This is a genomic window from Pontibacter saemangeumensis (assembly GCF_039541895.1).
Classification (GTDB): domain Bacteria; phylum Bacteroidota; class Bacteroidia; order Cytophagales; family Hymenobacteraceae; genus Pontibacter; species Pontibacter saemangeumensis.
This window is the reverse complement of the sequence record NZ_BAABHC010000016.1, coordinates 261,532-281,393: the sequence shown is the minus strand read 5'-3', so window position 1 is coordinate 281,393 and position 19,862 is coordinate 261,532. Positions and strand designations below refer to the sequence as shown.

The 19,862-nt window shown below is 56.7% G+C and carries 16 protein-coding genes; 7 read left to right on the top strand and 9 right to left on the bottom strand.

Annotated elements, in window-relative coordinates; all coding sequences use genetic code 11:
- Position 1: 1 nt before the first annotated feature.
- The gene (locus ABD920_RS15180) at positions 2–766 is read right to left on the bottom strand and encodes a DUF1573 domain-containing protein (RefSeq protein WP_345160229.1); all 765 of its coding nucleotides are present in this window, start codon (positions 764–766) and stop codon (positions 2–4) included.
- A gap of 195 nt (positions 767–961) precedes the next feature.
- Between ABD920_RS15180 and ABD920_RS15175 the strand changes: the two genes are divergently transcribed.
- Positions 962–3,373: an alpha-ketoacid dehydrogenase subunit alpha/beta gene (locus ABD920_RS15175; RefSeq protein WP_345160228.1), complete on the top strand. Its 2,412-nt coding sequence runs from the start codon at positions 962–964 to the stop codon at positions 3,371–3,373.
- 78 nt (positions 3,374–3,451) lie between these two features.
- Here the strand turns inward: ABD920_RS15175 and ABD920_RS15170 are convergent, their stop codons facing one another.
- Entirely contained in the window at positions 3,452–4,006 is a 555-nt protein-coding gene (locus ABD920_RS15170) for a hypothetical protein (RefSeq protein WP_345160227.1), read from the bottom strand.
- Positions 4,007–4,075: 69 nt separating this feature from the next.
- On the opposite strand from ABD920_RS15170, the gene ABD920_RS15165 reads away from it, so the two are divergent.
- On the top strand, positions 4,076–5,071 hold the full coding sequence (locus ABD920_RS15165) for an acyl transferase (RefSeq protein ID WP_345160226.1): 996 nt from the start codon (positions 4,076–4,078) through the stop codon (positions 5,069–5,071).
- 35 nt (positions 5,072–5,106) lie between these two features.
- Entirely contained in the window at positions 5,107–6,030 is a 924-nt protein-coding gene (locus tag ABD920_RS15160) for a zinc-dependent peptidase (protein ID WP_345160225.1), read from the top strand.
- 282 nt (positions 6,031–6,312) lie between these two features.
- Here ABD920_RS15160 and ABD920_RS15155 read toward each other — a convergent pair whose 3' ends face one another.
- The 3 genes from ABD920_RS15155 to egtB all read right to left on the bottom strand — a co-directional run bounded on the left by ABD920_RS15155 (position 6,313) and on the right by egtB (position 9,853).
- A complete protein-coding gene (locus ABD920_RS15155; protein ID WP_345160224.1) occupies positions 6,313–7,428 on the bottom strand; it encodes a pyridoxal phosphate-dependent aminotransferase in 1,116 nt (371 codons plus the stop codon).
- Between the two features lie 138 nt (positions 7,429–7,566).
- Entirely contained in the window at positions 7,567–8,574 is a 1,008-nt protein-coding gene (egtD, locus tag ABD920_RS15150; protein ID WP_345160222.1) for an L-histidine N(alpha)-methyltransferase, read from the bottom strand.
- A gap of 7 nt (positions 8,575–8,581) precedes the next feature.
- Positions 8,582–9,853 carry an ergothioneine biosynthesis protein EgtB gene (egtB, locus tag ABD920_RS15145; protein WP_345160220.1) on the bottom strand — a complete coding sequence of 424 codons (1,272 nt, stop codon included), beginning with the start codon at positions 9,851–9,853 and terminating at the stop codon, positions 8,582–8,584.
- 262 nt (positions 9,854–10,115) lie between these two features.
- Between egtB and ABD920_RS15140 the strand changes: the two genes are divergently transcribed.
- Together ABD920_RS15140 and ABD920_RS15135 are read left to right on the top strand one after the other, a co-directional pair.
- Positions 10,116–11,165 carry an o-succinylbenzoate synthase gene (locus ABD920_RS15140; protein ID WP_345160218.1) on the top strand — a complete coding sequence of 350 codons (1,050 nt, stop codon included), beginning with the start codon at positions 10,116–10,118 and terminating at the stop codon, positions 11,163–11,165.
- A gap of 126 nt (positions 11,166–11,291) precedes the next feature.
- The gene (locus ABD920_RS15135; protein ID WP_345160217.1) at positions 11,292–11,597 is read left to right on the top strand and encodes a ferritin family protein; all 306 of its coding nucleotides are present in this window, start codon (positions 11,292–11,294) and stop codon (positions 11,595–11,597) included.
- Between the two features lie 149 nt (positions 11,598–11,746).
- Here ABD920_RS15135 and ABD920_RS15130 read toward each other — a convergent pair whose 3' ends face one another.
- The 3 genes from ABD920_RS15130 to ABD920_RS15120 form a co-directional block, all read right to left on the bottom strand.
- On the bottom strand, positions 11,747–11,992 hold the full coding sequence (locus tag ABD920_RS15130; RefSeq protein WP_345160215.1) for a hypothetical protein: 246 nt from the start codon (positions 11,990–11,992) through the stop codon (positions 11,747–11,749).
- A 96-nt stretch (positions 11,993–12,088) separates the two neighbouring features.
- Positions 12,089–14,368, bottom strand: coding sequence for a TonB-dependent receptor (locus tag ABD920_RS15125; protein WP_345160213.1), 2,280 nt, complete (start codon positions 14,366–14,368; stop codon positions 12,089–12,091).
- A 247-nt stretch (positions 14,369–14,615) separates the two neighbouring features.
- A complete protein-coding gene (locus ABD920_RS15120) occupies positions 14,616–15,317 on the bottom strand; it encodes an SIR2 family NAD-dependent protein deacylase (protein WP_345160212.1) in 702 nt (233 codons plus the stop codon).
- Between the two features lie 212 nt (positions 15,318–15,529).
- Here ABD920_RS15120 and ABD920_RS15115 point away from each other — a divergent pair, with 212 nt between their 5' ends.
- Positions 15,530–15,976 carry a LexA family protein gene (locus ABD920_RS15115; RefSeq protein WP_345160211.1) on the top strand — a complete coding sequence of 149 codons (447 nt, stop codon included), beginning with the start codon at positions 15,530–15,532 and terminating at the stop codon, positions 15,974–15,976.
- A gap of 3 nt (positions 15,977–15,979) precedes the next feature.
- Positions 15,980–17,287, top strand: a complete 1,308-nt coding sequence (locus ABD920_RS15110; RefSeq protein WP_345160209.1) for a Y-family DNA polymerase — start codon at positions 15,980–15,982, stop codon at positions 17,285–17,287.
- Positions 17,288–17,345: 58 nt separating this feature from the next.
- On the opposite strand, the gene topA is transcribed toward ABD920_RS15110, so the two are convergent.
- Positions 17,346–19,787, bottom strand: a complete 2,442-nt coding sequence (gene topA / locus ABD920_RS15105; protein ID WP_345160208.1) for a type I DNA topoisomerase — start codon at positions 19,785–19,787, stop codon at positions 17,346–17,348.
- Between the last annotated feature and the right edge of the window lie 75 nt (positions 19,788–19,862).

The following is a 19,862-nucleotide window of genomic DNA, read 5'->3' as shown; positions in this document are numbered from 1 at the left end:
GCTATCTGCCCTCCCTTAACATATTTTGAGGTGCCTGCCGCTCTACTACATTTGCCTTCAGCGTGAGCCGGAGCGTAGGCACTACGATATCATTTGAAAAAACTGTTACTTCCTCGCTTTGTTCCTCCAACACCGCTGCACTATACCTTAGTTCCAAAAGTGCTGTCTGTCCTGATTTTATTGCCGGCTCCGAAACCCGGTACTGCACACAGTTGCAATCTGACTTCACACCCTGGATCACCAGCGGCTGCCGCCCCGTGTTTTTAATTCGGAATTTGGCAATTACTTTTTGTCCTTTTTCAAGATTTCCAAAGTCGTAGTTCGTTCTGCCAACTGCCAAACGCGGGGACATTGCCTTTTGTTCCGGGGTGTAATGTGATTTTAAATCTTTCGGCCCGACTTCTCCTTTTATATACAATACCTGCACGGGCTCTGCCGCGCTGGAGGTTATCGTGATGGCCTTGTTGAAAATGCCCGGGCGCCCCGTGCTATTGTACATAGCAGAAATCACGCCAGTTTTCCCGGGCAGGATAGGGGCCGTTGTCCAGGTGGGGGTGGTGCAGCCGCAGGAGGGCCGCACCTCTGATATAATTACCGGCTGGTCGCCCACATTTTTAACGCGAAACTCGTAAGTAGCTTGAGTACCCTCAGCGATAATACCGAAATCATGCGTTTCTTTCTCGAAGCTCAGCATTCCCTGTGCGTTGGCCGCAAAGGCGGTAAACACCAGGCTGAGCAGCAGTAAGAAGTGAAGCTTTCTATTCATAATATACCGGAGAAGCAAAAAGTTAGGCAATTAAAGTTCTGTTGGGTTCAGTGCAAAACAAATATACAAATTTCTTTCACAAAATGGTAAACCGTGCCCTGCGCTAAACTGGCGCCGAACCGGCCCTGATTTGAAAATAGGGTATTTTTCTGTACTTTTGAGGGGTACACCACATTTTAGCCAAACTGAGAAAACATGCAGACTGCTGAAGCATCTATTACTCAAAAACTAACAGCTGAAGAGATACTCAACGACTACCGGATCGGGTGGGAGAGCCGGCAGGCCAGCCTCACCGGACGCAAAGAGGTGTTTATGGGGAAGGCCAAGTTCGGCATCTTTGGCGACGGGAAAGAAGTGGCGCAGCTGGCGATGGCAAAGTTTTTCCTCCCGGGAGACTTCCGTGCCGGCTACTACCGCGACCAGACCCTGATGTTTGCGATTGGGGAGCTGACACTGCAGCAGTATTTCGCCCAACTATATGCCCACACCGATGCAGTGGCTGATCCCTCTACAGCCGGTCGCTGTATGAATGGCCACTTCGGCACCCGCTCCCTGGACCAGGAGGGCAACTGGAAGAACCTGATGGAGATAAAGAACTCCAGCGCCGATGTGTCGCCGACGGCTGCCCAGATGCCGCGCCTCCTCGGGCTGGCGTATGCCTCTAAACTGTACCGCCAGAACCCGGGGCTCCAGGGCCTGAATCAGTTTTCAAGGAACGGAAACGAGGTAGCCTTTGGCACCATCGGCAATGCATCCACCTCCGAGGGGATGTTCTTCGAGGCTATCAATGCCGCCGGGGTGCTGCAGGTGCCGATGCTGGTCTCTGTCTGGGACGACGGCTACGGCATCTCGGTGCCTGCTGAGTTCCAGACCACCAAGGGCAGCATCTCCGAGATCCTGGCGGGTTTCCAGCGAAACAGCGAAGAAGAGCAGGGATATGAAATTTTTAAAGTGAAGGGCTGGGACTATATGGCCCTCTGCGAAACCTACGAGGCCGCCGTGCGCGTCTGCCGTGAGCAGCACGTGCCGGTGCTGGTGCATGTGGAGGAGATGACGCAGCCGCAGGGCCACTCCACTTCCGGTTCGCATGAGCGGTACAAGCCTGAGGCGCGCCTGGCCTGGGAGGCAGAGTACGACTGCCTGAAGAAAATGAGGGAGTGGATTATCGATAACGGCATTTCCACCTCCGAGCAGGTAGATAAAATAGAGGCAGAGGCCAAAGAGGCGGTACGCACGGCCCGTGGCCTTGCCTGGAACGCGCTGCTGGGCTCCATTAAAAAAGACCAGAACGAGGCGCTCCGGCTGCTGGACAACCTGGCCGCAGGCAGCAACGAGCACGCCACGCAGCTTGCCACCATCGCCAAGGAACTTCGCAAAATAGAGCCGCCCATTCGCAGCGATGCCGTGCGGGCGGTGCGCAAAGCCCTGCGCTATGTGCGCAACGAGCGCAGCCAGGCCAAGCGCGAGTTGGTGGGCTGGCTGGAGCAAACCATTGGCGAGAATGCGGACCGCTACAACTCCTACCTCTTCAGCCAGTCTGCGGAGTCGGTGCTTTTAGTGGAGGAGGTGAAGCCCGAGTTTGACGAGAACTCGCAGACCGTGGACGGCCGGGAGGTGCTCCAGGCCTGTTTTGACGCCATGCTCGCCCGCGACCCGCGTGTGTTCGCCTTTGGCGAAGACGTGGGGTATATAGGCGACGTGAACCAGGCCTTTGCGGGCCTGCAGGAAAAGTACGGCGATCTGCGCGTCACCGATACGGGCATTCGGGAATGCACCATTGTGGGGCAGGGGATAGGCGCCGCGATGCGTGGCCTGCGCCCTATCGCTGAGATACAGTACCTCGACTACCTGCTGTATGCCATCCAGATCATGTCTGATGACCTGGCCACGCTGCAGTACCGTACCAAAGGCGGGCAGAAGGCGCCGCTGATCGTGCGCACGCGGGGCCACCGCCTGGAGGGCATCTGGCACTCCGGCTCACCCATCGGCATGATCCTGAACAGTATCCGGGGCATGCATGTGCTGGTGCCACGGAATATGACACAGGCGGCCGGTTTCTACAATGCGCTGCTGAAGACCGATGAGCCAGCTTTGGTGATCGAGTGCCTGAATGGCTACCGCCTGAAGGAGCGCGTGCCCAACAACATCGGGGAGTTCACGGTACCATTGGGCCAGCCGGAAATATTGAAGGCAGGTTCGGACATCACGATTGTTACGTACGGCTCGATGTGCCGCATCGTGATGGAGGCGGCCAAGCAACTCGAAGCCTTCGGTATTTCAGCGGAAGTGATTGACGTACAGACGCTGCTGCCTTTCGATGTGGACCACATGATCTCAGACTCGATCCAGAAGACAAACCGCGTGCTTTTTGCGGATGAGGACGTGCCCGGCGGCGCCACCGCCTATATGCTGCAGCAGGTGGTGGATGAGCAGGGTGCTTACCGCTGGCTTGACTCTAAACCGACCTGCCTTTCGGCGCATGCACACCGCCCTGCCTACGGCTCCGACGGCGACTACTTTTCGAAGCCGAGCGCGGAGGATGTGTTTGAAATGGTATATGAGGTGATGCATGAGGTAGACCCGGAGGCTTACCCGCCCATTTACTAGCAAAACCCATGAACCTATACAGCGAGCGCCCTGCAGTTTAAACTGCAGGGCGCTCGCTGTATAGGTCGTTAAAGAGTTCTACTGCCCCTGAAACAACACCACGTCATCAGAATACACCGTGTTGCTTTTATTGAGCGCCCGGTCATATATAAATATCTCGAAGCGCACCGTGTCGCGCGGGTCGAAGATGTCGTTGGAGAAGTTGGTCAATGTATATTTTATTTCGCCTTCCAGCACCTCATGCCGGTCATCCCGGGCCAGGCGCGGGAAGCGGCCGTTCAGGTTCAGGAACTCCGAAGCAAAAGGGAAAGGGACATAGGTATCGCCCCGCTTGACCTGCAGGTTCACAAAAAAGTTGTTGAAGTAAGGAGAACTCTGGTCGAAAGAGCCTTGAAAGTCTGGGTCACCCTCGCCCTCCGGGCTTCTGCGGAGGCCTAGGTTCCCATCACCGTCCTGGAAGTTCACCACCACCACCAGTGAATCGAACGTAATTCTGTTTTTGGTGTACGTATACTGATCTACCCGCTCAAATGTAATAGAGGGTTCATCCGGGTAACTAGGCTCCTCGCGGCAACCGCTCACCAGCAGTGCCAGCAATAGCAGCGCAGCACTGTACTTTAGCAGGTGTTTCATGTAGGATATCAGAAAATGAAGCTAAATTTACTAAAATTAACGCAGGAAATATAGGATTTGTTGTATCCAATGGATTTTAAAGAAAACCACAAAAAGCTGCTGCTGCAGAATGCCCCTTTTGATTTCCAAGCCGCAGCGCTGGAACTGTTCCAATACCAGGCCCAGCACAACGCGGTGTACCAGTCCTATATAAAGCACCTGGGCGTAGAGGCAGCGCAGGTGCAGGCGCTGGCGCAGATTCCGTTCCTGCCAATCGAATTTTTCAAGGAGCAGGAAGTGAAGGCAGGGGACTTTGAGCCGGAAGTCGTTTTTTACAGCAGCGGCACCACCGGGCAGGTCAGGAGCCGTCATTTCGTGGCCGACCTGTCGTTTTACCACGCTGTAGCAGAGCGCACCTTTGAGCAGTTTTACGGGCCGCTGCAGGAGTACGTGGTGCTGGCGCTGCTGCCGTCTTACCTGGAGCAGGGCGGCTCTTCGCTCGTGGCCATGGTGGCGCACTTCATCAAGCAGACGGGGCAGCAGGAGGAAGGATTCTATCACCGCGACCATGCCGGGATGCTGCAGGCAATGCGGCAGGCGCGGCAGCGGGGCAAAAAGGTGCTGCTGATCGGGGTTTCCTACGCCCTGCTGGACCTGGCCAAAGAACTGAACGGGCAGGAGGATTTCAGCGGCGTGACGGTGATGGAAACAGGCGGCATGAAGGGCCGCCGGCGCGAGATGATCCGGGAGGAGCTGCACGCGCACCTGAAGAAGGGGTTCGGCGTGGGCGCCATTCACTCGGAGTACGGCATGACGGAGCTATTGTCGCAGGGTTACTCCCAGGGAGAGGGTGTTTTCAGACCAGGTTACAGCCTGCGCGTCCTGCTGCGCGACCTCAATGACCCTTTCGATATCGGCCCGGGCCATCGCTCCGGCGGCATCAACGTCATCGATCTGGCCAATATAGATTCCTGCGCCTTTATCGAAACGAAGGATATTGGACGGATGCAAGACGACGGCACGTTCGAGGTGCTGGGGCGCTTTGACAATTCGGACATCAGGGGGTGTAATTTGCTCCTTATCTAAGCATCTTTCCTGCCTTTGGCGCGTTTAAGTGGGGCATGGGTTACGTAGTTTTTATTGCACTGGTAGCAGGCATGTGCCTGCTTTTTTATAGTTGGGCTACCCGCAAAACGCGCCGGCGCAAAAAGGTGCTGGCGCAGGAGTTCCCGGCGGAGTGGCGCAAGATTCTGGTGGACCGGGTGGGCTTCTACCATACCCTGAAATCGGAGGAGGACAAGCAGCGCTTCGAGAAGATGCTGCAGCTGTTCCTGTCGGAGAAGCGCATCACCGGCATCGACGTGGTGGTGGACGACGTGACAAAGCTGTTGGTGGCATCCAGCGCAATCATCCCGATCTTCGGGTTCCGCGACTGGGAGTACCAGAACCTGGGGGAGGTGCTGGTGTTTCCGGGGAGCATCAAGCGCTACAAAGACGAAAAAAGCGAGGCGGTGTCGGAGGTGCTGGGGCGCGTGAACCCTTTCCAGAACGACCATTACGTGACGCTCTCCAAGCCGGCCCTGGAGCGGGGCTTCAACGACATGGCTGACCGCAAGAACGTGGGCATCCACGAGTTTGCCCATATGCTGGACCAGGCAGACGGCGAGATAGACGGCACGCCGGCAGCCTACCTGCCGGAAGAGCTCGTGCAGCCCTGGCAGGAGCTGATGTACCGCAAAATCCAGAAAATCAAGCAGGGCGACTCTGATATCGACAGCTACGGCGCGACAAGCGAAGCGGAGTTTTTTGCCGTGGTGACGGAGTATTTCTTCGAGAAGCCGGACCAACTGGCCGAGAAGCACCCGAAGCTATATGAGCTGCTGACCAAAATCTTTCACCAGAAGAACATCAAACGCCGCTTCCGCCTCAACTTCCGGCAGTTGCTGAACCCCTACGGCAAACGCGTTGGCCGCAACGAGCCCTGCCCCTGCGGCAGCGGCGAGAAGTACAAGAACTGCTGTCTGTTGAAGAAGGCGGCAGCCTGAGGCGGTTGTTGCTTGTTGGTTGTTGATTGTTGTGCATTGTGCGCAGGAATTATTTAAATGTGATGTTTTCTGCTGATGTTATACCATTATCAACTGAATACTGCGCACGCAGCTGTTCTATAGAACCCACCCCTGCCCCTCCGAGGAGGGGAATCTGCAGACAGACAAATTGCAATGCGCATGAACCAACTGATAAGGGTATTATATATAACTGTATGCTGCACCCATATATAAAGCAGTCAGCGCACAGTCAGCGTATGCCTTACAATCAACAATCAACAATCAACAATCAACAATCAACAGCTCCAGCGCCTGCTTCAGTCGTTGCAGGGCCTCCTGTAGCTTTGGCGTTTCGATAGCGAAGGATAGGCGGGCGTGGCCGGGCGCTCCGAATTTATCGCCGGGAGCGAGTTCCAGATGGTAACGCTCAAGCAGGTAGCGGCAGAGGTCAACGGAGGTGGTGAGGGTGTCGCCGGATGGGGTGCGACGATTCAGGTAAAAACTGAAGACGGGGAAGAAGTAGTAGGCCCCATCGGGTAAATAGTACTTTACTTCCGGTATTGCGTCGAGGCCCTGCTGCATCACGCGCCGGTTCTGCGCCAGCACTTCCAGCATAGGAGGCAGCACCTCCGGCTCCTGCTCCAGCGCCGCCAGGGCGGCCTTCTGCAGGAAAACGCTCACCCCCGCCAGCGTGCTCCCCTGGAAATCGACGCACTTGCTGATGATTTCCTCCGGCCCCAGCATATAGCCGAGCCGCCACCCCGACATGGCGAAGGATTTGGAGAACCCGTTTATGAGGATGCTTCTTTCTTCTTTTGCCCCTTTGCAGGAAAGGAGAGAAGTAAAAGGCCCATCGTAAGCAACACGGTCATATATTTCATCAGACAGGATATATAAGTTCGGGAAATCGTTTGTCACCTCCAGCAGCGCCTCCAGTTCGGATTGGGTGTAAATGCGGCCGGTGGGGTTGCCGGGGTTCGTTAGTAAGAGTATACGGCTGCGGTCGTTCAGGGTCTTGCGGAGCGCCTCCGGTTTCAAGGCATAGCCTTCTGATAGCTTTGTCTCGAGGGGCACCACCATGCCCTTGCTGTACTTCATCAGCTCCTGAAATCCAAACCAGGCTGGTGTCGGCACCACCACCTCGTCGCCCTGGCACAGCAGGGTGGTGAACAGGTTGAACAGCGCCTGCTTGCTTCCCGGCGTCACAAGCACCTGCTCCGGCTTTACGTGCAGCCCGCCATTGTTATAGAAGTCGCAGATCGCCTGTCGTAGGGCAGGCGTGCCTTCCGTGGGGCCGTACGTGGTGTTGCCCTCTTTTAGGCCCGCTATGGCAGCGGCAGTGGCTGGCGCAGGGCTCCGGAAATAGCTGGCGCCGGAGGCAAGGGAGATCGGGTTCATGGGCATCTGGTTGTTTTTTCCTGATCAAAAATACCCTGAGAGCCGGTGAAAAGCAAAAGCACCTTCCACGGCCGGGGCGATCGCGGTGAGAGGGGCTTTTATATGGAGTTGTATATATAGATATATTCTTCCCAGCTTTCAGGTGACGGTAAAGAGCACATCCGCATAGCCGCAGGCATCGTCCTGGAAAACGGTTTCGATGCCGAAGCCACAGGCCTTGCCGAGCTCCTCCACCTGCCGCATGGAATACTTGTGCGAGTTTTCGGTATGGATGGCTTCCCAGGCATCGAAATGGAAGGTTTGGCCGGTGTCCCGGATATAGACGTCCTGCGCCTGCGTGCTGACAAGGAAGCTGCGCATCACCCCTTCGTGTGGGTTATAGATGGGGTAGTGGCGGAACTGCGAAAGGTCAAAGTCCCCGCCAAGCTCCCTGTTGATGCGGCGCAGCAGGTTAAGGTTGAATTCGGCTGTCACGCCAGCGGCATCGTTGTAAGCGCTCAGGATCGTGTCGGGGTCCTTGCGGAGGTCCACGCCCACCAGCAGCTTGTCGCCGGGGTCCAGGTAACTGCAGATGGTCTTCAGGAAGTTTCTGCTCTCGTCCGGCTTAAAGTTGCCGATGTTCGACCCGAGGAACAGCACCACCTTCCGCTCCGACTTATGCGCATGCAGCCACTCCAGCGCCTGGAAATACTCGCCCACCACGGCCTGCACGTGCACGGCGGGCATCTCCCGGTGCAGGCTGTCGCTGAGCTGGCGCATGGCATCCCCGGATATATCCACCGGCACGTAGTCAAAGGCGCTTTGCTGCCCGTCCAGCTCCCGCAGCAGGATCTTGGTCTTCAGGGCATCGCCGGCACCCAGGTCGATCAGGTGGAAGAAGCTGCTGTTGGCAAAGTGCCGGGCTATTTCCTGCCGGTTCTCGGTCAGCACCTTGAACTCGCAGCGCGTCAGGTAGTATTCCGGCAGCGCCATGATGTCCTGGAAGAGCTTGCTGCCCGCGGCATCGTAAAAGTAGCGGGAGGGCAGCGACTTCGGGCTCTGGCCCAGGCCCGCGGCCACGTCCCTTGCAAACGTTTCTGTGCTGTTGGTGCCGTCCTCTTTGCGGCTTAAGTCTATCATTTGTACTTTGGTAGGAGTCAGTTCCATCTATTCGTTATTGTGCCAGCCGGATGCCGTTGTACTGCCAGCGCTTGTCGGGGTGAAAGAAGTTGCGGTAGGTGGTGCGTATATGGCTTTCGGGGGTGGCGCAGGAGCCGCCGCGCAGCACCATCTGGTTCAGCATGAACTTGCCGTTGTACTCGCCGATGGCACCGGGCGCTTTCGTGAAGCCGGGGTAGGGGTGGTAGGCGCTGTAGGTCCACTCCCACACGTCGCCGTATAGCTGCTGCATGCCCTGGTTGGCCGGGTCGGCCGCCGTAGGTTCCAGCCGCCCGCTCTCCATGAAGTTTCCGGGGGAAGGGGGATATAGCTGCGAGGCCGCCTCCCACTCAAACTCCGTCAGCAGGCGCTTGCCCGCCCAGCTGGCGTAGGCGTTAGCCTCGTAAAAGCTCAGGTGGCTCACTGGCTCCCGCGGGTTCACTTTCTCCATGCCGTGCATCGTGAAGCGGTGCCACTCCTTGTCCTGCTTCACCCAGTACAGCGGCGCCTCCAGGTGCTGGTTGTTCACCAGGGCGAAGCCTTCGTCCAGCCAGTGCCTGAAATCCTGGTAGCCGCCATCCTGCATAAACTCCATGTACTCCCCGTTGGTCACGAGCCGGTTCATGATCCGGAAATCCTGCAAGAGCACCTCGTGCACCCCCAGCTCGTTATCGAAACTGAAGCCCTCGCCCCGGAAACCGATGGTGTAGGTGCCGCCGGGCACCTCTAAAAAAATAGCCTTGGAGGGGGTGGTGGTGATAGCGGGCTGCGGCTGTGGTTTATATACAGGCAGCAGCGGGTTGGTGCTGAGGATGTATTTGATGTCGGTGATGAGGAGCTCCTGGTGTTGCTGCTCGTGCTGCAGGCCCAGCTGCAGAAGAGGCAGCAGCTCCTCCAGCTTATCCTCCTCGAGTTGCTGAAAAAGCTTGTTCATATGCTCGTCTACGTGCCGGCGGTAGGCATATATATCACGGAGCGGCGGGCGGGTGAGGGTGCTGCGCTGGTCGCGCTGCACGCGGCTGCCCACGCTGTTGTAGTAGGAGTTGAACAGGTAACTGTACTGCTTGTGAAAAAGCTGGTAGCCCGGCAGGTGTGGCTGCAGCAGGAACGTTTCGAAGAACCAGCTGGTGTGGGCCATGTGCCATTTCGGCGGGCTCACGTCTATGATCGGCTGCACCACGGTGTCCTCCGGCTCCAGCGGCTGACAGATGAGTTCGGTGCGGGCGCGGATCTGCTCGTATTGCTGCAGCGTTTGCTGCGCGGCGGGGGCTTTGAGGAGGGTGCTCATAGGTGCAAGGTTGGTTAATTTTGGTTAGGGCCTCCGGTCAGAACAAAGGCAGCGGCTTTGTGTTAGAATGTTTTCGGGTTAGATGGCAAAGGATGGTGAATATCCCGGCTGTAGTTGCAATTACTGGGTTATATATAAATTAGGTATAGAAACACACAGAGGGCAAAGAAGTTTTATCCCCGTATTTCCACACTTCGATCTTCCTCTACGTCAGAATTGGCGGTTATGGTTTATCTTACCGCGAAATCAACAGCAGAATCATATGCGCCTGAAGCTACGTTACACGCCCCACACCCTGCAGTTTAAGTTCGATGCCCGCACCTCGCGCGGTGCCATCTCGGAGCACCGGGTGCACTTTATCAACCTTTGGGAGGAGCGTTCAACGGAAATTGTGGGCGTGGGAGAATGCGCCCCCCTGGCAGGTCTGAGCATCGATGCCCGCCCGGACCTGGAGCAGAAGCTGCAGGCGGTAGCGCAGCTGGTAAACGAGCAGCAGGTGCCATTACAGCCGGGAAAGCCGCTGCCGCAGGAGCTGGAACTGCAGGAGTGGCCGGCCTTGCGCTTTGCCCTGGAAACCGCTCTCCTCGATTTACAGCACGGTGGCCGGCGCCTTATATATGACAATGCCTTCAGCCGGGGCGAAACCGGTATTCCCATCAACGGCCTCATCTGGATGGGCGACCGCCAGTTTATGCAGGAGCAGATAGAGAAGAAGCTGAAAGAGGGCTATAGCTGCCTCAAACTGAAGATTGGCGGGCTGGATTTTGTGCAGGAGCTGGAGATCCTGCAAAGCATTCGCGAAGTGGCCGGTGCCCATGAACTGACGGTGCGCGTGGATGCCAACGGGGCTTTTTCGCCGCAGGAAGCCTACAAAAAGCTGGAGCGGCTGGCCCGCTACGACCTCCATTCCATCGAGCAGCCCATCAAACAGGGGCAGCACGAGGCGATGGCGCAGCTCTGCGCCTATACGCCCGTGCCTATCGCCCTCGACGAGGAGCTGATCGGCGTGCAGGAGCCGGAGGCGAAAGTGCAGCTGCTGGAGTATATAAAGTCGCAGTACATCATCCTGAAACCCACGCTGGTTGGCGGCCTTGCAGCCAGCGCCGAGTGGATTGAGATGGCGGAGGCGCGCCGCATCGGCTGGTGGATGACCTCGGCCCTGGAGTCCAACATCGGCCTGAACGCCGTCAGCCAGTTCACCGCCAACTACGACATCACGATGCCGCAGGGCCTGGGTACCGGGCAGCTCTACCACAACAACATCCCGTCGCCGCTGCAGATCGAGCGGGGGCAGCTGTGGTACCGGGTGTAAGCAGGTTATATATACCTTATATATGGCTTGTAGTGAACTGGATATAGCGGCATGCTGAGTTAACGGTTAACCCTGGCATACGGCGAAGCGTTAGCATATATAGTTTTCACTTTAACCAACACCTATATGCCAACCGAACAATACCACGAGCCAGCACACGAACTCTCCGACAGCACCCGCACCTTTGTGCGCATGATTACCTCCGTGATTGAGGAAGCCGAAGCCATCAGTTGGTACGAGCAGCGCATTTCGGTGGAGAAAGACGAGGAGGCGAAAGCCATCATGAAAAACGCCCAGAACGAGGAGTTCAAGCACTTCGGCATGGACCTCGAATTCCTGCTGCGCAAGAAGCCCGCCTGGCGCGAGATGATGAAAACCATCCTCTTCACCGAAGGCGACATTGTGGCGAAAGGGGAGGAGGCAGAGGATTAATCTGTATCGGATTAAACTCTAATGCCGTTCCAACGAATGCTAACCTTATTTTTACAGATGCATACGTACTGACTGTCAGATGCTGCACCGGTTGGTGTGGAAGAAGTAAAGCTACCCGGTTAAAAGAGGCTTTTTTATAGAACTGAGATTTAGTAAGGCGCCAATTCTCCATTTTTGTTATAATCAGCACGTCCCCCAATCAAATACAAGTATACCATGGGGACACCGATAGCATCTTTTATTTTACCTATAACAGTTTTATCAAGTGACCTAACTCCATTAAGTACTTCTTCCTCGCTCATTTCAGTTTTATCAGCTATTGTTGATAAAGTGTAGCCATGATTTAACAGGACTGTTTCTAATCTTCGTATGGGTGTAGTTTTTAAGAGTGTCATTTTACTGAATAGTTAAGGGTTTGAATTTGTACTGTACAAAGATACATCATTTGCCACTCACCTAATTCAAATACTTATTGTAACCCCTAAATTCACCTACATCAACCCGAACTTCAGGCCGAAGAAGAACGTGCGGGGCCGTGCCGGACCGTATACATAGTTGCTGTCTCGGTACTGGGAGGTGTCGAAATCGCGCTGGTACGCGTTGAATATGTTCTGCACGCCGGTACTCAGCTGCAGGTCTTTCCCAATGCTTTTGATGATGAAGCGGTAAGCCAGCTTCACGTTGTTCTCCACAAAGGTGGGGGAGGTATATAACACATCCTCTGCCACACCGGGCGCGCCGCCGAAGTGCGGCACCTGCATCGGGCCCGTCAGCACCCCGGAGAAAGAGGCGGTAAAGCGGCTTTGCGGCAACAGCGTGAGCACATAATAGCCGTAGGTGCCGGGCGTGCGCAGATACTCCCGCGTGCCCGCTATCTCCGATGACCAGGCCACCGGCTCGTCGTAGCGCGACTGCTGCAGCGTAATGCCTGTCTCCACCTGGAACCGCTGGTCGTAGTTGAGGCGGCCTTCCAGCGTTGCACCCATCACCGTAGAATTGCCCCCGTTCTTGCGCAGCAGCAGCTGGTTGCCGTTTTCGTCAGTACCTATTTCCTCCAGCACAAAGGCGTCGTAGAGGCGGGTATGGAAGGCGTCCAGCGTAAAGCCATAGATCATCTGCTCGCTCGCCTTGTTAAAGTCCACGGAGGCGTTAAAGCTGCTGGAGGTTTCCTCCCGCAGGTTCGGGTCTACCCGGATGAGGGAAACGCCGCCTCCCGCAAACGCGATGTGCAGGTCTGCCTCGAAGGCCTGCGGCGCCCTGAAGCCACGGGCGTAGGAGCCACGGAACTGCGTGGTGGTACCCAGTTTATAGACGGCGCTCAGCCGGGGAGTCAGCGTGAGCCCTTCCACATTGTTGTGCCTGTTGGCCCGCACCCCCGACAGCACGGTAATGGCCGGGCTCACGTCCCAGTCGCTTTGCAGGAACAGGCCCGTCAGGTTTGTTTTCTGGTCGATGAGGTAGTTGTACGCCTTGATCTCATCAAAGGTGTAATCATACTGGTGCTCCGCGCCCGCGGTGAAGGTGTTGCTGCCGCCGAAAAAGTCGGGCAGGCTGTAATTGAACTGGAAGCCGCCCTGCGCCGTCTGGTTCTTCGTGTTGCCCCAGCCGTCTGACTGGTCGATGCCAGTATAGTGGGTGCGGCTGGTGTGCTGCGCCGAGCCGTAGACACTGAAGGAGGCGTTGCCGCCGCGTAAGTGGTGGTCCCAGTTGAGGCCGGCCACCAGGTTATTCTGCAGCCGGTATTCTGCCTGGTCGGACCGGTCGGCGGGGCCCTCCAGCTTGTTGCCGCCGTGGCGCTCCTCGTTTATGCTCCAGCCGTTCACGTCAATCCGGTCGCGGGCGGTGGGTTTGAAGAAGGAGTTGAAGCCGAAGGAGTTGTTTTTCAGCTCCGCCAGCTCCGAAAAGCCGTCGCCGTTGGCGTCATACGCCTCCTTGTTGCGGTGCGATGCAAAAAACGACAGCCCCGCGTTCCGCGCCTCGTTCACGGTGTTTACATTTGCATTCAGGAAGTGGTCCCAGGCCTGCCCGTCTATCACAGAGGAGGTGGAGGAGAGGGTGTAGGTGCTTTCCTCGAGCTCCTTGGTGATGATGTTCACGGTGCCGGCAATCGCGCTGGAGCCATAGAGCACCGACCCGCCGCCGCGCACCACCTCCACCCGGTCCACCATGTTGGCCGGTATCTGCTCCAGACCATATAAACTCATGAGCGACGTGAAGACAGGCCGGCTGTTGATGAGGATCTGGGAGTAGGAGCCGCCGAGCCCGTTCATGCGCAGCTGCGTGTAGTTGCAGGTCTGGCAGTCGGTTTCCATGCGCAGGCCCGGCTGAAAGCACAGCCCCTCCGACAGCGTGTTGGACTGGGTGAGGCTGAAGATCCGGCTGTCGAGCACGTTCACGGCCACCGGGCTCTCCAGCCGGCGCCGGCTGGTGCGCGTGCCGGTTACCACCACTTCATTCAGCGTGGCGTTCACTTCGGCCATCTTTAGATTCAGCGTTATTTCCGAGCCAGGGAGCACCTCCACCGGGCGTTGCACCGGCTTGAACCCGATCGCTGACACCAGCACCTCATACTTTCCTCTGGGTATCTTCTCCAACTTATAGCGGCCATCCGCATCAGTAGGCGTGCCCCACGGCGTGCCCTTCAGGATAACCGTGGCATAAGGCACCGCGCCGGCATCGGCTGTGATCCGGCCACTAACCGCGCCATCCTGGGCAGTAGCTATGGAACTTAGGCTGCATAGCAACAGCAAGAGTAAAATTCTGTACAGCATCCCTATATATTTTAAGAAGTTGAATATTATAATTAGGAACGCCAAATTAGTAATTTAGATTAGTCTAAAATAATATTTAAGCATGTTTTTGTGTATCTGTGGTTCGCTTGACCACCTAACTGGATAGTAGTGCAGGAGAGGGGGATATATAAATGCCGGTTGTTTTCTTGTCTGTACTACAAAAGCAGGCTCCTCACCGCACCGGGAAGCGGGGAGGAGGCCTGTAAGTCAGAAACAGCGGGATGGGTTATATATACTTCCCGCGCAGCTCCTGGGCTACTTTCAGCATGCCGGTGCTGGCTTTCTCTTCGTAGCGGTGCAGGTTAGGGCGCCGGCGCATCTCGGGCAGGTTGGGGTCTACCACGAAAATCGGCACCTCGTCCGGCACAAGATCCACCAGTCCGGCAGCAGGATATACGACCAATGAGGTGCCCACCACTAAGAAGATATCCGCCTGTATGGTCTCTTCTATGGCCTGGTCCATCAATAGCACCGGCTCTCCGAACCACACGATGTTGGGCCGGAGCTGCGACCCGCGCTCGCATTTATCGCCTTTCTTCAGTTCCCAGTCTTCCATCGGGTATATAAGCGAAGGATCTAAGGTGCTGCGGCTCTCGAACAACTTGCCGTGCAGGTGCAGGACATTGCTGCTGCCCGCCCGCTCGTGCAGGTTGTCCACGTTTTGGGTGATGAGGCGCACCTCAAAATCCCGCTCCAGGTCAGCAAGCGCTATATGGCCGGCGTTGGGCTGCGCGCTGTGGGCGTTTTTCCGGCGCTGGTTATAGAAATCCAGGACCAGCTCAGGGTTCCTGCGCCAGCCCTGCGGCGAGGCCACGTCCATCACATCATGCCCTTCCCAAAGGCCGTTTGCGTCGCGGAACGTGGCTATCCCGCTCTCTGCGCTGATACCGGCGCCAGTCAGCACCACCAGTTTTTTTTTCGTCTTCACTCGCTCTGAATATATATGCTCCCCCTTCTATACCCCATCCATTCTGCTTGTGTTGCCTCTTGCCGCTGCTGTTTTCTTCGGGTGCGCAAGGAGGGTATATATGATTGGCCAATAAAACCTTACGATATACATATAGCGATCAAGCAAAATAAATTACTAAATATTTTAGCATAATATATAGCTAATGCTAATTTTATTCGTAAAATAGCGGTATGGAAGCAGAAGTTATAATCATTGACAGACCGGACGTGATGCAGCTACATGATATGACGGCGCATCGCTTATCCTTATTTTCGTCGGCCGTGCAGGCGGGTTTCCCGAGCCCCGCTGCGGATTATGATGCCGAGCCGATCGACCTGAACGCCTATATCACCCAAAACCCCACGGCCACTTTCCTGGCGCGCGTAGAGGGCGACTCGATGATCGGGGCCCATATTGAGCCTGGGGACCTGGTGGTGATCGACCGCTCGCTGAAACCGACGAGCGGCCGCATCGTGCTGGCCTTTGTGGCCGGGGACTTCACGATCAAGCGCCTGATGCTGAAACCGGATGGCGCTTACCTGGAGCCGGAGAACCCGAAGTACGAGAGCATCAAAATCAATCACCCCGATATGGGCCGCATCTGGGGCGTTGTGGTAGGCATTGTAAAAAAAGTGTAGGCCATGATAACGACAACACGCTTTGCCCTGGTAGACTGCAACAGCTTTTACGTGTCCTGTGAGCGGGTTTTCAGGCCGGAGCTGGAGGGGGTGCCGGTGGTGGTGCTCAGCAACAACGACGGCTGCGTGATTGCGCGGTCCAATGAGGCCAAGGCGCTGGGTATCAAGATGGGTACGCCCTACTTTCAGCTTAAGGACCTGGTGAAGCGGGAGGGGGTGGAGGTGTTCAGCTCGAACTATGAGCTGTACGGTGATATGTCGCGGCGCGTGGTGAGCACGCTGTCGCAGTTCACCCCGAACCTGGAAGTTTATTCCATCGACGAGTGCTTCCTGGACCTGAGCCACCTGAGGCCGGAGGAAGTGGAGGAATATGGGGTAAAGATAAAAAAGACAGTGCAGGACTGGACGGGCATCCCGGTGTCGGTGGGGGTGGCGGGCACCAAGACACTGGCGAAAGTAGCCAACAAACTTGCCAAGAAGCGTGTGGGGGCCAACGGCGTGCTGGCGCTGAACGAACAGGCAGAGATAGAGGAGGCCCTGCGGGAAACGCAGGTCGGGGACGTGTGGGGGATCGGGCGGCAGCACGCGAAAAGGCTACAGCAACTAAATGTGACCTCCGCCTGGGACCTGTGCCGGATGCCGGAAGGCTGGGTGAAGAAAAACATGGCAGTGACCGGGCTGCGCACGTTGCTGGAGCTCCGCGGCCAGCCCTGCCAGGACCTGGAGCCGGAAGCGCCGGACAAGCAGAACATCTGCACCTCCCGCTCCTTCGGCAGAGCGCTGACTGAACTGAAGGACATAGAGGAGGCCCTCTCCACCCACACCGTGCGCTGCGCCACCAAGCTGCGCAAGCAAAACAGCTGCGCCACCGGCGTCAACGTGTTCCTGATGACGAACCGCTTTGCCGTAACGGAGGATATCTACTGCAACAGCCGCACCATCCAGCTGCCCACGCCCACCAACAGCGAACTGGAACTGCTGCCGCGCGCCCTGCACCTGCTCAAAGGCATGTTCCGGCCCGGCAAGCGCTACGTGAAAGTGGGCATCATCCTCACTGGTCTGGTGCCGGCCTCTGAGGTGCAACTGGATTTGTTCAGTAGCCAAAACGGAGAGAAGCACGCGAAGCTGATGGATACCCTGGACACGCTCCGGCAACGGTTCGGGCACCAGGCCCTGAAGTACGCGGTGCAGGGCAACCATTACGAGAAAGCAGTGAAAGAAGAGAAAAGGGCGCCGTGGATGCTGCAGAAGCAGTTTTTGTCCAGCCTTTACACTACGTCTGTGGCCGGGGTGCTGAATATTAAAACATAAAAAGGCCACTCCATATAAGAGCGGCCTTTTTACCTGGGTTTATATATAGATATAGAACTTACTTCTTTTTTGCCGCCGCTTTAGCGGCCGTGGCTTTGGCCGGGGCTTTCTTCTTTGCCGGAGCGGCTTTCGCTTTGGCAGCCGGTTTCTTGGCCGGCGCATCCGCGTCTGCTTTCTTCTTGAAGCCGCCTCGGCCTTTTTTCTCCGGCGTGGCCTCCGCCAGATCCAGGCATTCCTGCAGGGTCAGTTCGGTCGGCTCCTTGCCTTTCGGGATCTTCACGTTCTTCTTACCAACCACAATGTATGGACCGTAACGTCCGTTGAGTACCTGCACGTCCGGGTTCTCCTCAAAAGACTTGATCAGGCGCTCGGCGTCGGTCTTGCGTTTGGCCTCAATCAGGGCAATGGCCTCCTCAGCCGTCACCTTCATCGGGTCGAGTGTTTTCGGCAGGGAGTAGAATTTGCCCTCGTGGCGTATATAAGGGCCGAAGCGTCCCACGGCAGCTGTCATCTCCTTGTCCTCGAACGTGCCCACAATGCGCGGCAGCTTAAACAGGTCCAGCGCGTCTTCCAACGAAATGCTCTCTATAAACTGGCCTTTGCGGAGGCTGGCATATACCGGCTTCTCGCCTGTTTCCTCGTTTTCCTCGCCCAACTGCACATAAGGCCCGAAGCGGCCCAGCTTCGCCAGGATGGTTTTGCCGGTGGCCGGGTCAGTGCCCAGTTCCCTGGCCCCGGACACGTCGGCCCGGTTAATACTCTCACTCGACTCGATGCGCTGGTGGAACTTCTGGTAGAACTGCCCCAGCATAAATTCCCACTCTTTCAGGCCCTGCGCGATCTCATCGAACTCGGCCTCCACACGGGCGGTAAAGGAGTAGTCGATCACGTTCGGGAAGTGCTCCACCAGGAAATCGTTCACCACCATGGCCATATCGGTCGGGAAGAGCTTTGCCTTCTCAGCGCCCGTGATCTCCGTTTTGGTTTGAGTGGAGATGTTGCCGTTTTTCAGCGTCAGCACCTGGTACTGGCGCTCTTTGCCCTCGCGGGTGTCCTTTTCCACGTAGCCGCGCTTCTGGATGGTAGAGATGGTAGGCGCGTAGGTGGAAGGACGGCCGATGCCCATTTCCTCCAGCTTCTTCACCAGGCTGGCCTCGGTGTAGCGGGCAGCCGGTCGGGTATAGCGCTGGGTGGCCAGCATCTGGCGCAGGGCGATTGCCTGCCCGATGCTCAGGGGCGGCAGCATGCCTTTCACATCCTCGTCTTCCCCCTCCTCATCCTCGTCCTTCGACTCTATATATACCTTCAGGAAGCCCTCGAATTTGATCACCTCGCCGGTGGCAATCAGTTTCTGCGCCTGCTGCGTGGAGATGCCGATGGTCACGGTGGTTTTCTCTATTTGCGCGTCTGCCATTTGCGAGGCGATGGCGCGTTTCCAGATCAGCTCATACAGGCGTTGCTCGTTCCGGTCGCTGCTGGCCACCATTTGCGAGAAATCGGTCGGGCGGATGGCCTCGTGCGCCTCCTGCGCACCGGCAGACTTGGTTTTAAAATGGCGCACTTTCACAAACTGCTCCCCAAAAGAGCGGTTGATCTCCCGGGTGGCACCCTGTATCGCGTCTTCCGATAGGTTTAAAGAGTCGGTACGCATATAGGAGATCTTACCGGCCTCGTACAGGCGCTGGGCCACCGTCATGGTCTGCGCCACTGAGAAGTACAGCTTGCGGCTGGCTTCCTGCTGCAGGGTAGAGGTGGTGAACGGAGGTGCCGGGCTGCGCTTGAGCGGCTTTTTCTCCAGGTTCTCAATGGTATAATCAGCGCCGATGCATTGCTGCAGGAAGGCCTGCGCCTCGGCTTCTGTCTTGAACTTGGCAGGAAGCTCTGCTTCCAGTTTTTTGCCCTCCACCTCAAAATGCGCCGTGATGCGGAAAGACGCCTCGGCATTGTGCCGCTCGATCTCCCGCTCGCGCTCCACCACCAAACGCACCGCCACCGACTGCACGCGGCCCGCTGAAAGCCCGGTTTTGATCTTCTTCCAGAGCACAGGCGACAGTTCGAAACCCACCAGGCGGTCCAGTATCCGACGTGCCTGCTGCGCATTCACCAGGTCCATGTCGATGCCGCGCGGGGAGCTGATGGCGTTGAGGATGGCGCTCTTGGTGATCTCGCGGAAAACGATGCGGCGGGTTTTGGCGTCGTTCAGGTTCAGCGCCTCGGTGAGGTGCCACGAAATGGCCTCCCCCTCGCGGTCATCATCCGATGCCAGCCACACGATGTCGGCTTCCTTGGCCAGCTTGCGCAGCTGCGCCACTACCTCCCGCTTGTCGCTGGAAACGACATAGGTCGGCTTGAAACCGTTAGCCACATCAATGGCATTGTTGTCTTTGGGGAGATCGCGCACATGGCCGAAACTCGACTTAACAATGAAATCCTTCCCCAGATACCCTTCTATTGTTTTTGCTTTTGCAGGAGACTCTACTATAACTAAGTTTTTTATCATGCTTTATTTTTGGAGGCAGGCGTTGGCCAGTTTTGCCCAAAGTTCAGTCTTTTTTTTTAACAATTACAACCTCAA

What these genes read in the sequence shown, in the direction of transcription:
- ABD920_RS15155 (WP_345160224.1), bottom strand. Translation starts at nt 7,428, where the DNA reads ATGAACCCGATCTCCCTTGCCTCCGGCGCCAGCTATTTCCGGAGCCCT.
- ABD920_RS15140 (WP_345160218.1), top strand. Translation starts at nt 10,116, where the DNA reads ATGCGCCTGAAGCTACGTTACACGCCCCACACCCTGCAGTTTAAGTTC.
- egtB (WP_345160220.1), bottom strand. Translation starts at nt 9,853, where the DNA reads ATGAGCACCCTCCTCAAAGCCCCCGCCGCGCAGCAAACGCTGCAGCAA.
- ABD920_RS15135 (WP_345160217.1), top strand. Translation starts at nt 11,292, where the DNA reads ATGCCAACCGAACAATACCACGAGCCAGCACACGAACTCTCCGACAGC.
- ABD920_RS15170 (WP_345160227.1), bottom strand. Translation starts at nt 4,006, where the DNA reads ATGAAACACCTGCTAAAGTACAGTGCTGCGCTGCTATTGCTGGCACTG.
- egtD (WP_345160222.1), bottom strand. Translation starts at nt 8,574, where the DNA reads ATGGAACTGACTCCTACCAAAGTACAAATGATAGACTTAAGCCGCAAA.
- ABD920_RS15175 (WP_345160228.1), top strand. Translation starts at nt 962, where the DNA reads ATGCAGACTGCTGAAGCATCTATTACTCAAAAACTAACAGCTGAAGAG.
- topA (WP_345160208.1), bottom strand. Translation starts at nt 19,787, where the DNA reads ATGATAAAAAACTTAGTTATAGTAGAGTCTCCTGCAAAAGCAAAAACA.
- ABD920_RS15180 (WP_345160229.1), bottom strand. Translation starts at nt 766, where the DNA reads ATGAATAGAAAGCTTCACTTCTTACTGCTGCTCAGCCTGGTGTTTACC.
- ABD920_RS15130 (WP_345160215.1), bottom strand. Translation starts at nt 11,992, where the DNA reads ATGACACTCTTAAAAACTACACCCATACGAAGATTAGAAACAGTCCTG.
- ABD920_RS15115 (WP_345160211.1), top strand. Translation starts at nt 15,530, where the DNA reads ATGGAAGCAGAAGTTATAATCATTGACAGACCGGACGTGATGCAGCTA.
- ABD920_RS15110 (WP_345160209.1), top strand. Translation starts at nt 15,980, where the DNA reads ATGATAACGACAACACGCTTTGCCCTGGTAGACTGCAACAGCTTTTAC.
- ABD920_RS15160 (WP_345160225.1), top strand. Translation starts at nt 5,107, where the DNA reads ATGGGTTACGTAGTTTTTATTGCACTGGTAGCAGGCATGTGCCTGCTT.
- ABD920_RS15125 (WP_345160213.1), bottom strand. Translation starts at nt 14,368, where the DNA reads ATGCTGTACAGAATTTTACTCTTGCTGTTGCTATGCAGCCTAAGTTCC.
- ABD920_RS15165 (WP_345160226.1), top strand. Translation starts at nt 4,076, where the DNA reads ATGGATTTTAAAGAAAACCACAAAAAGCTGCTGCTGCAGAATGCCCCT.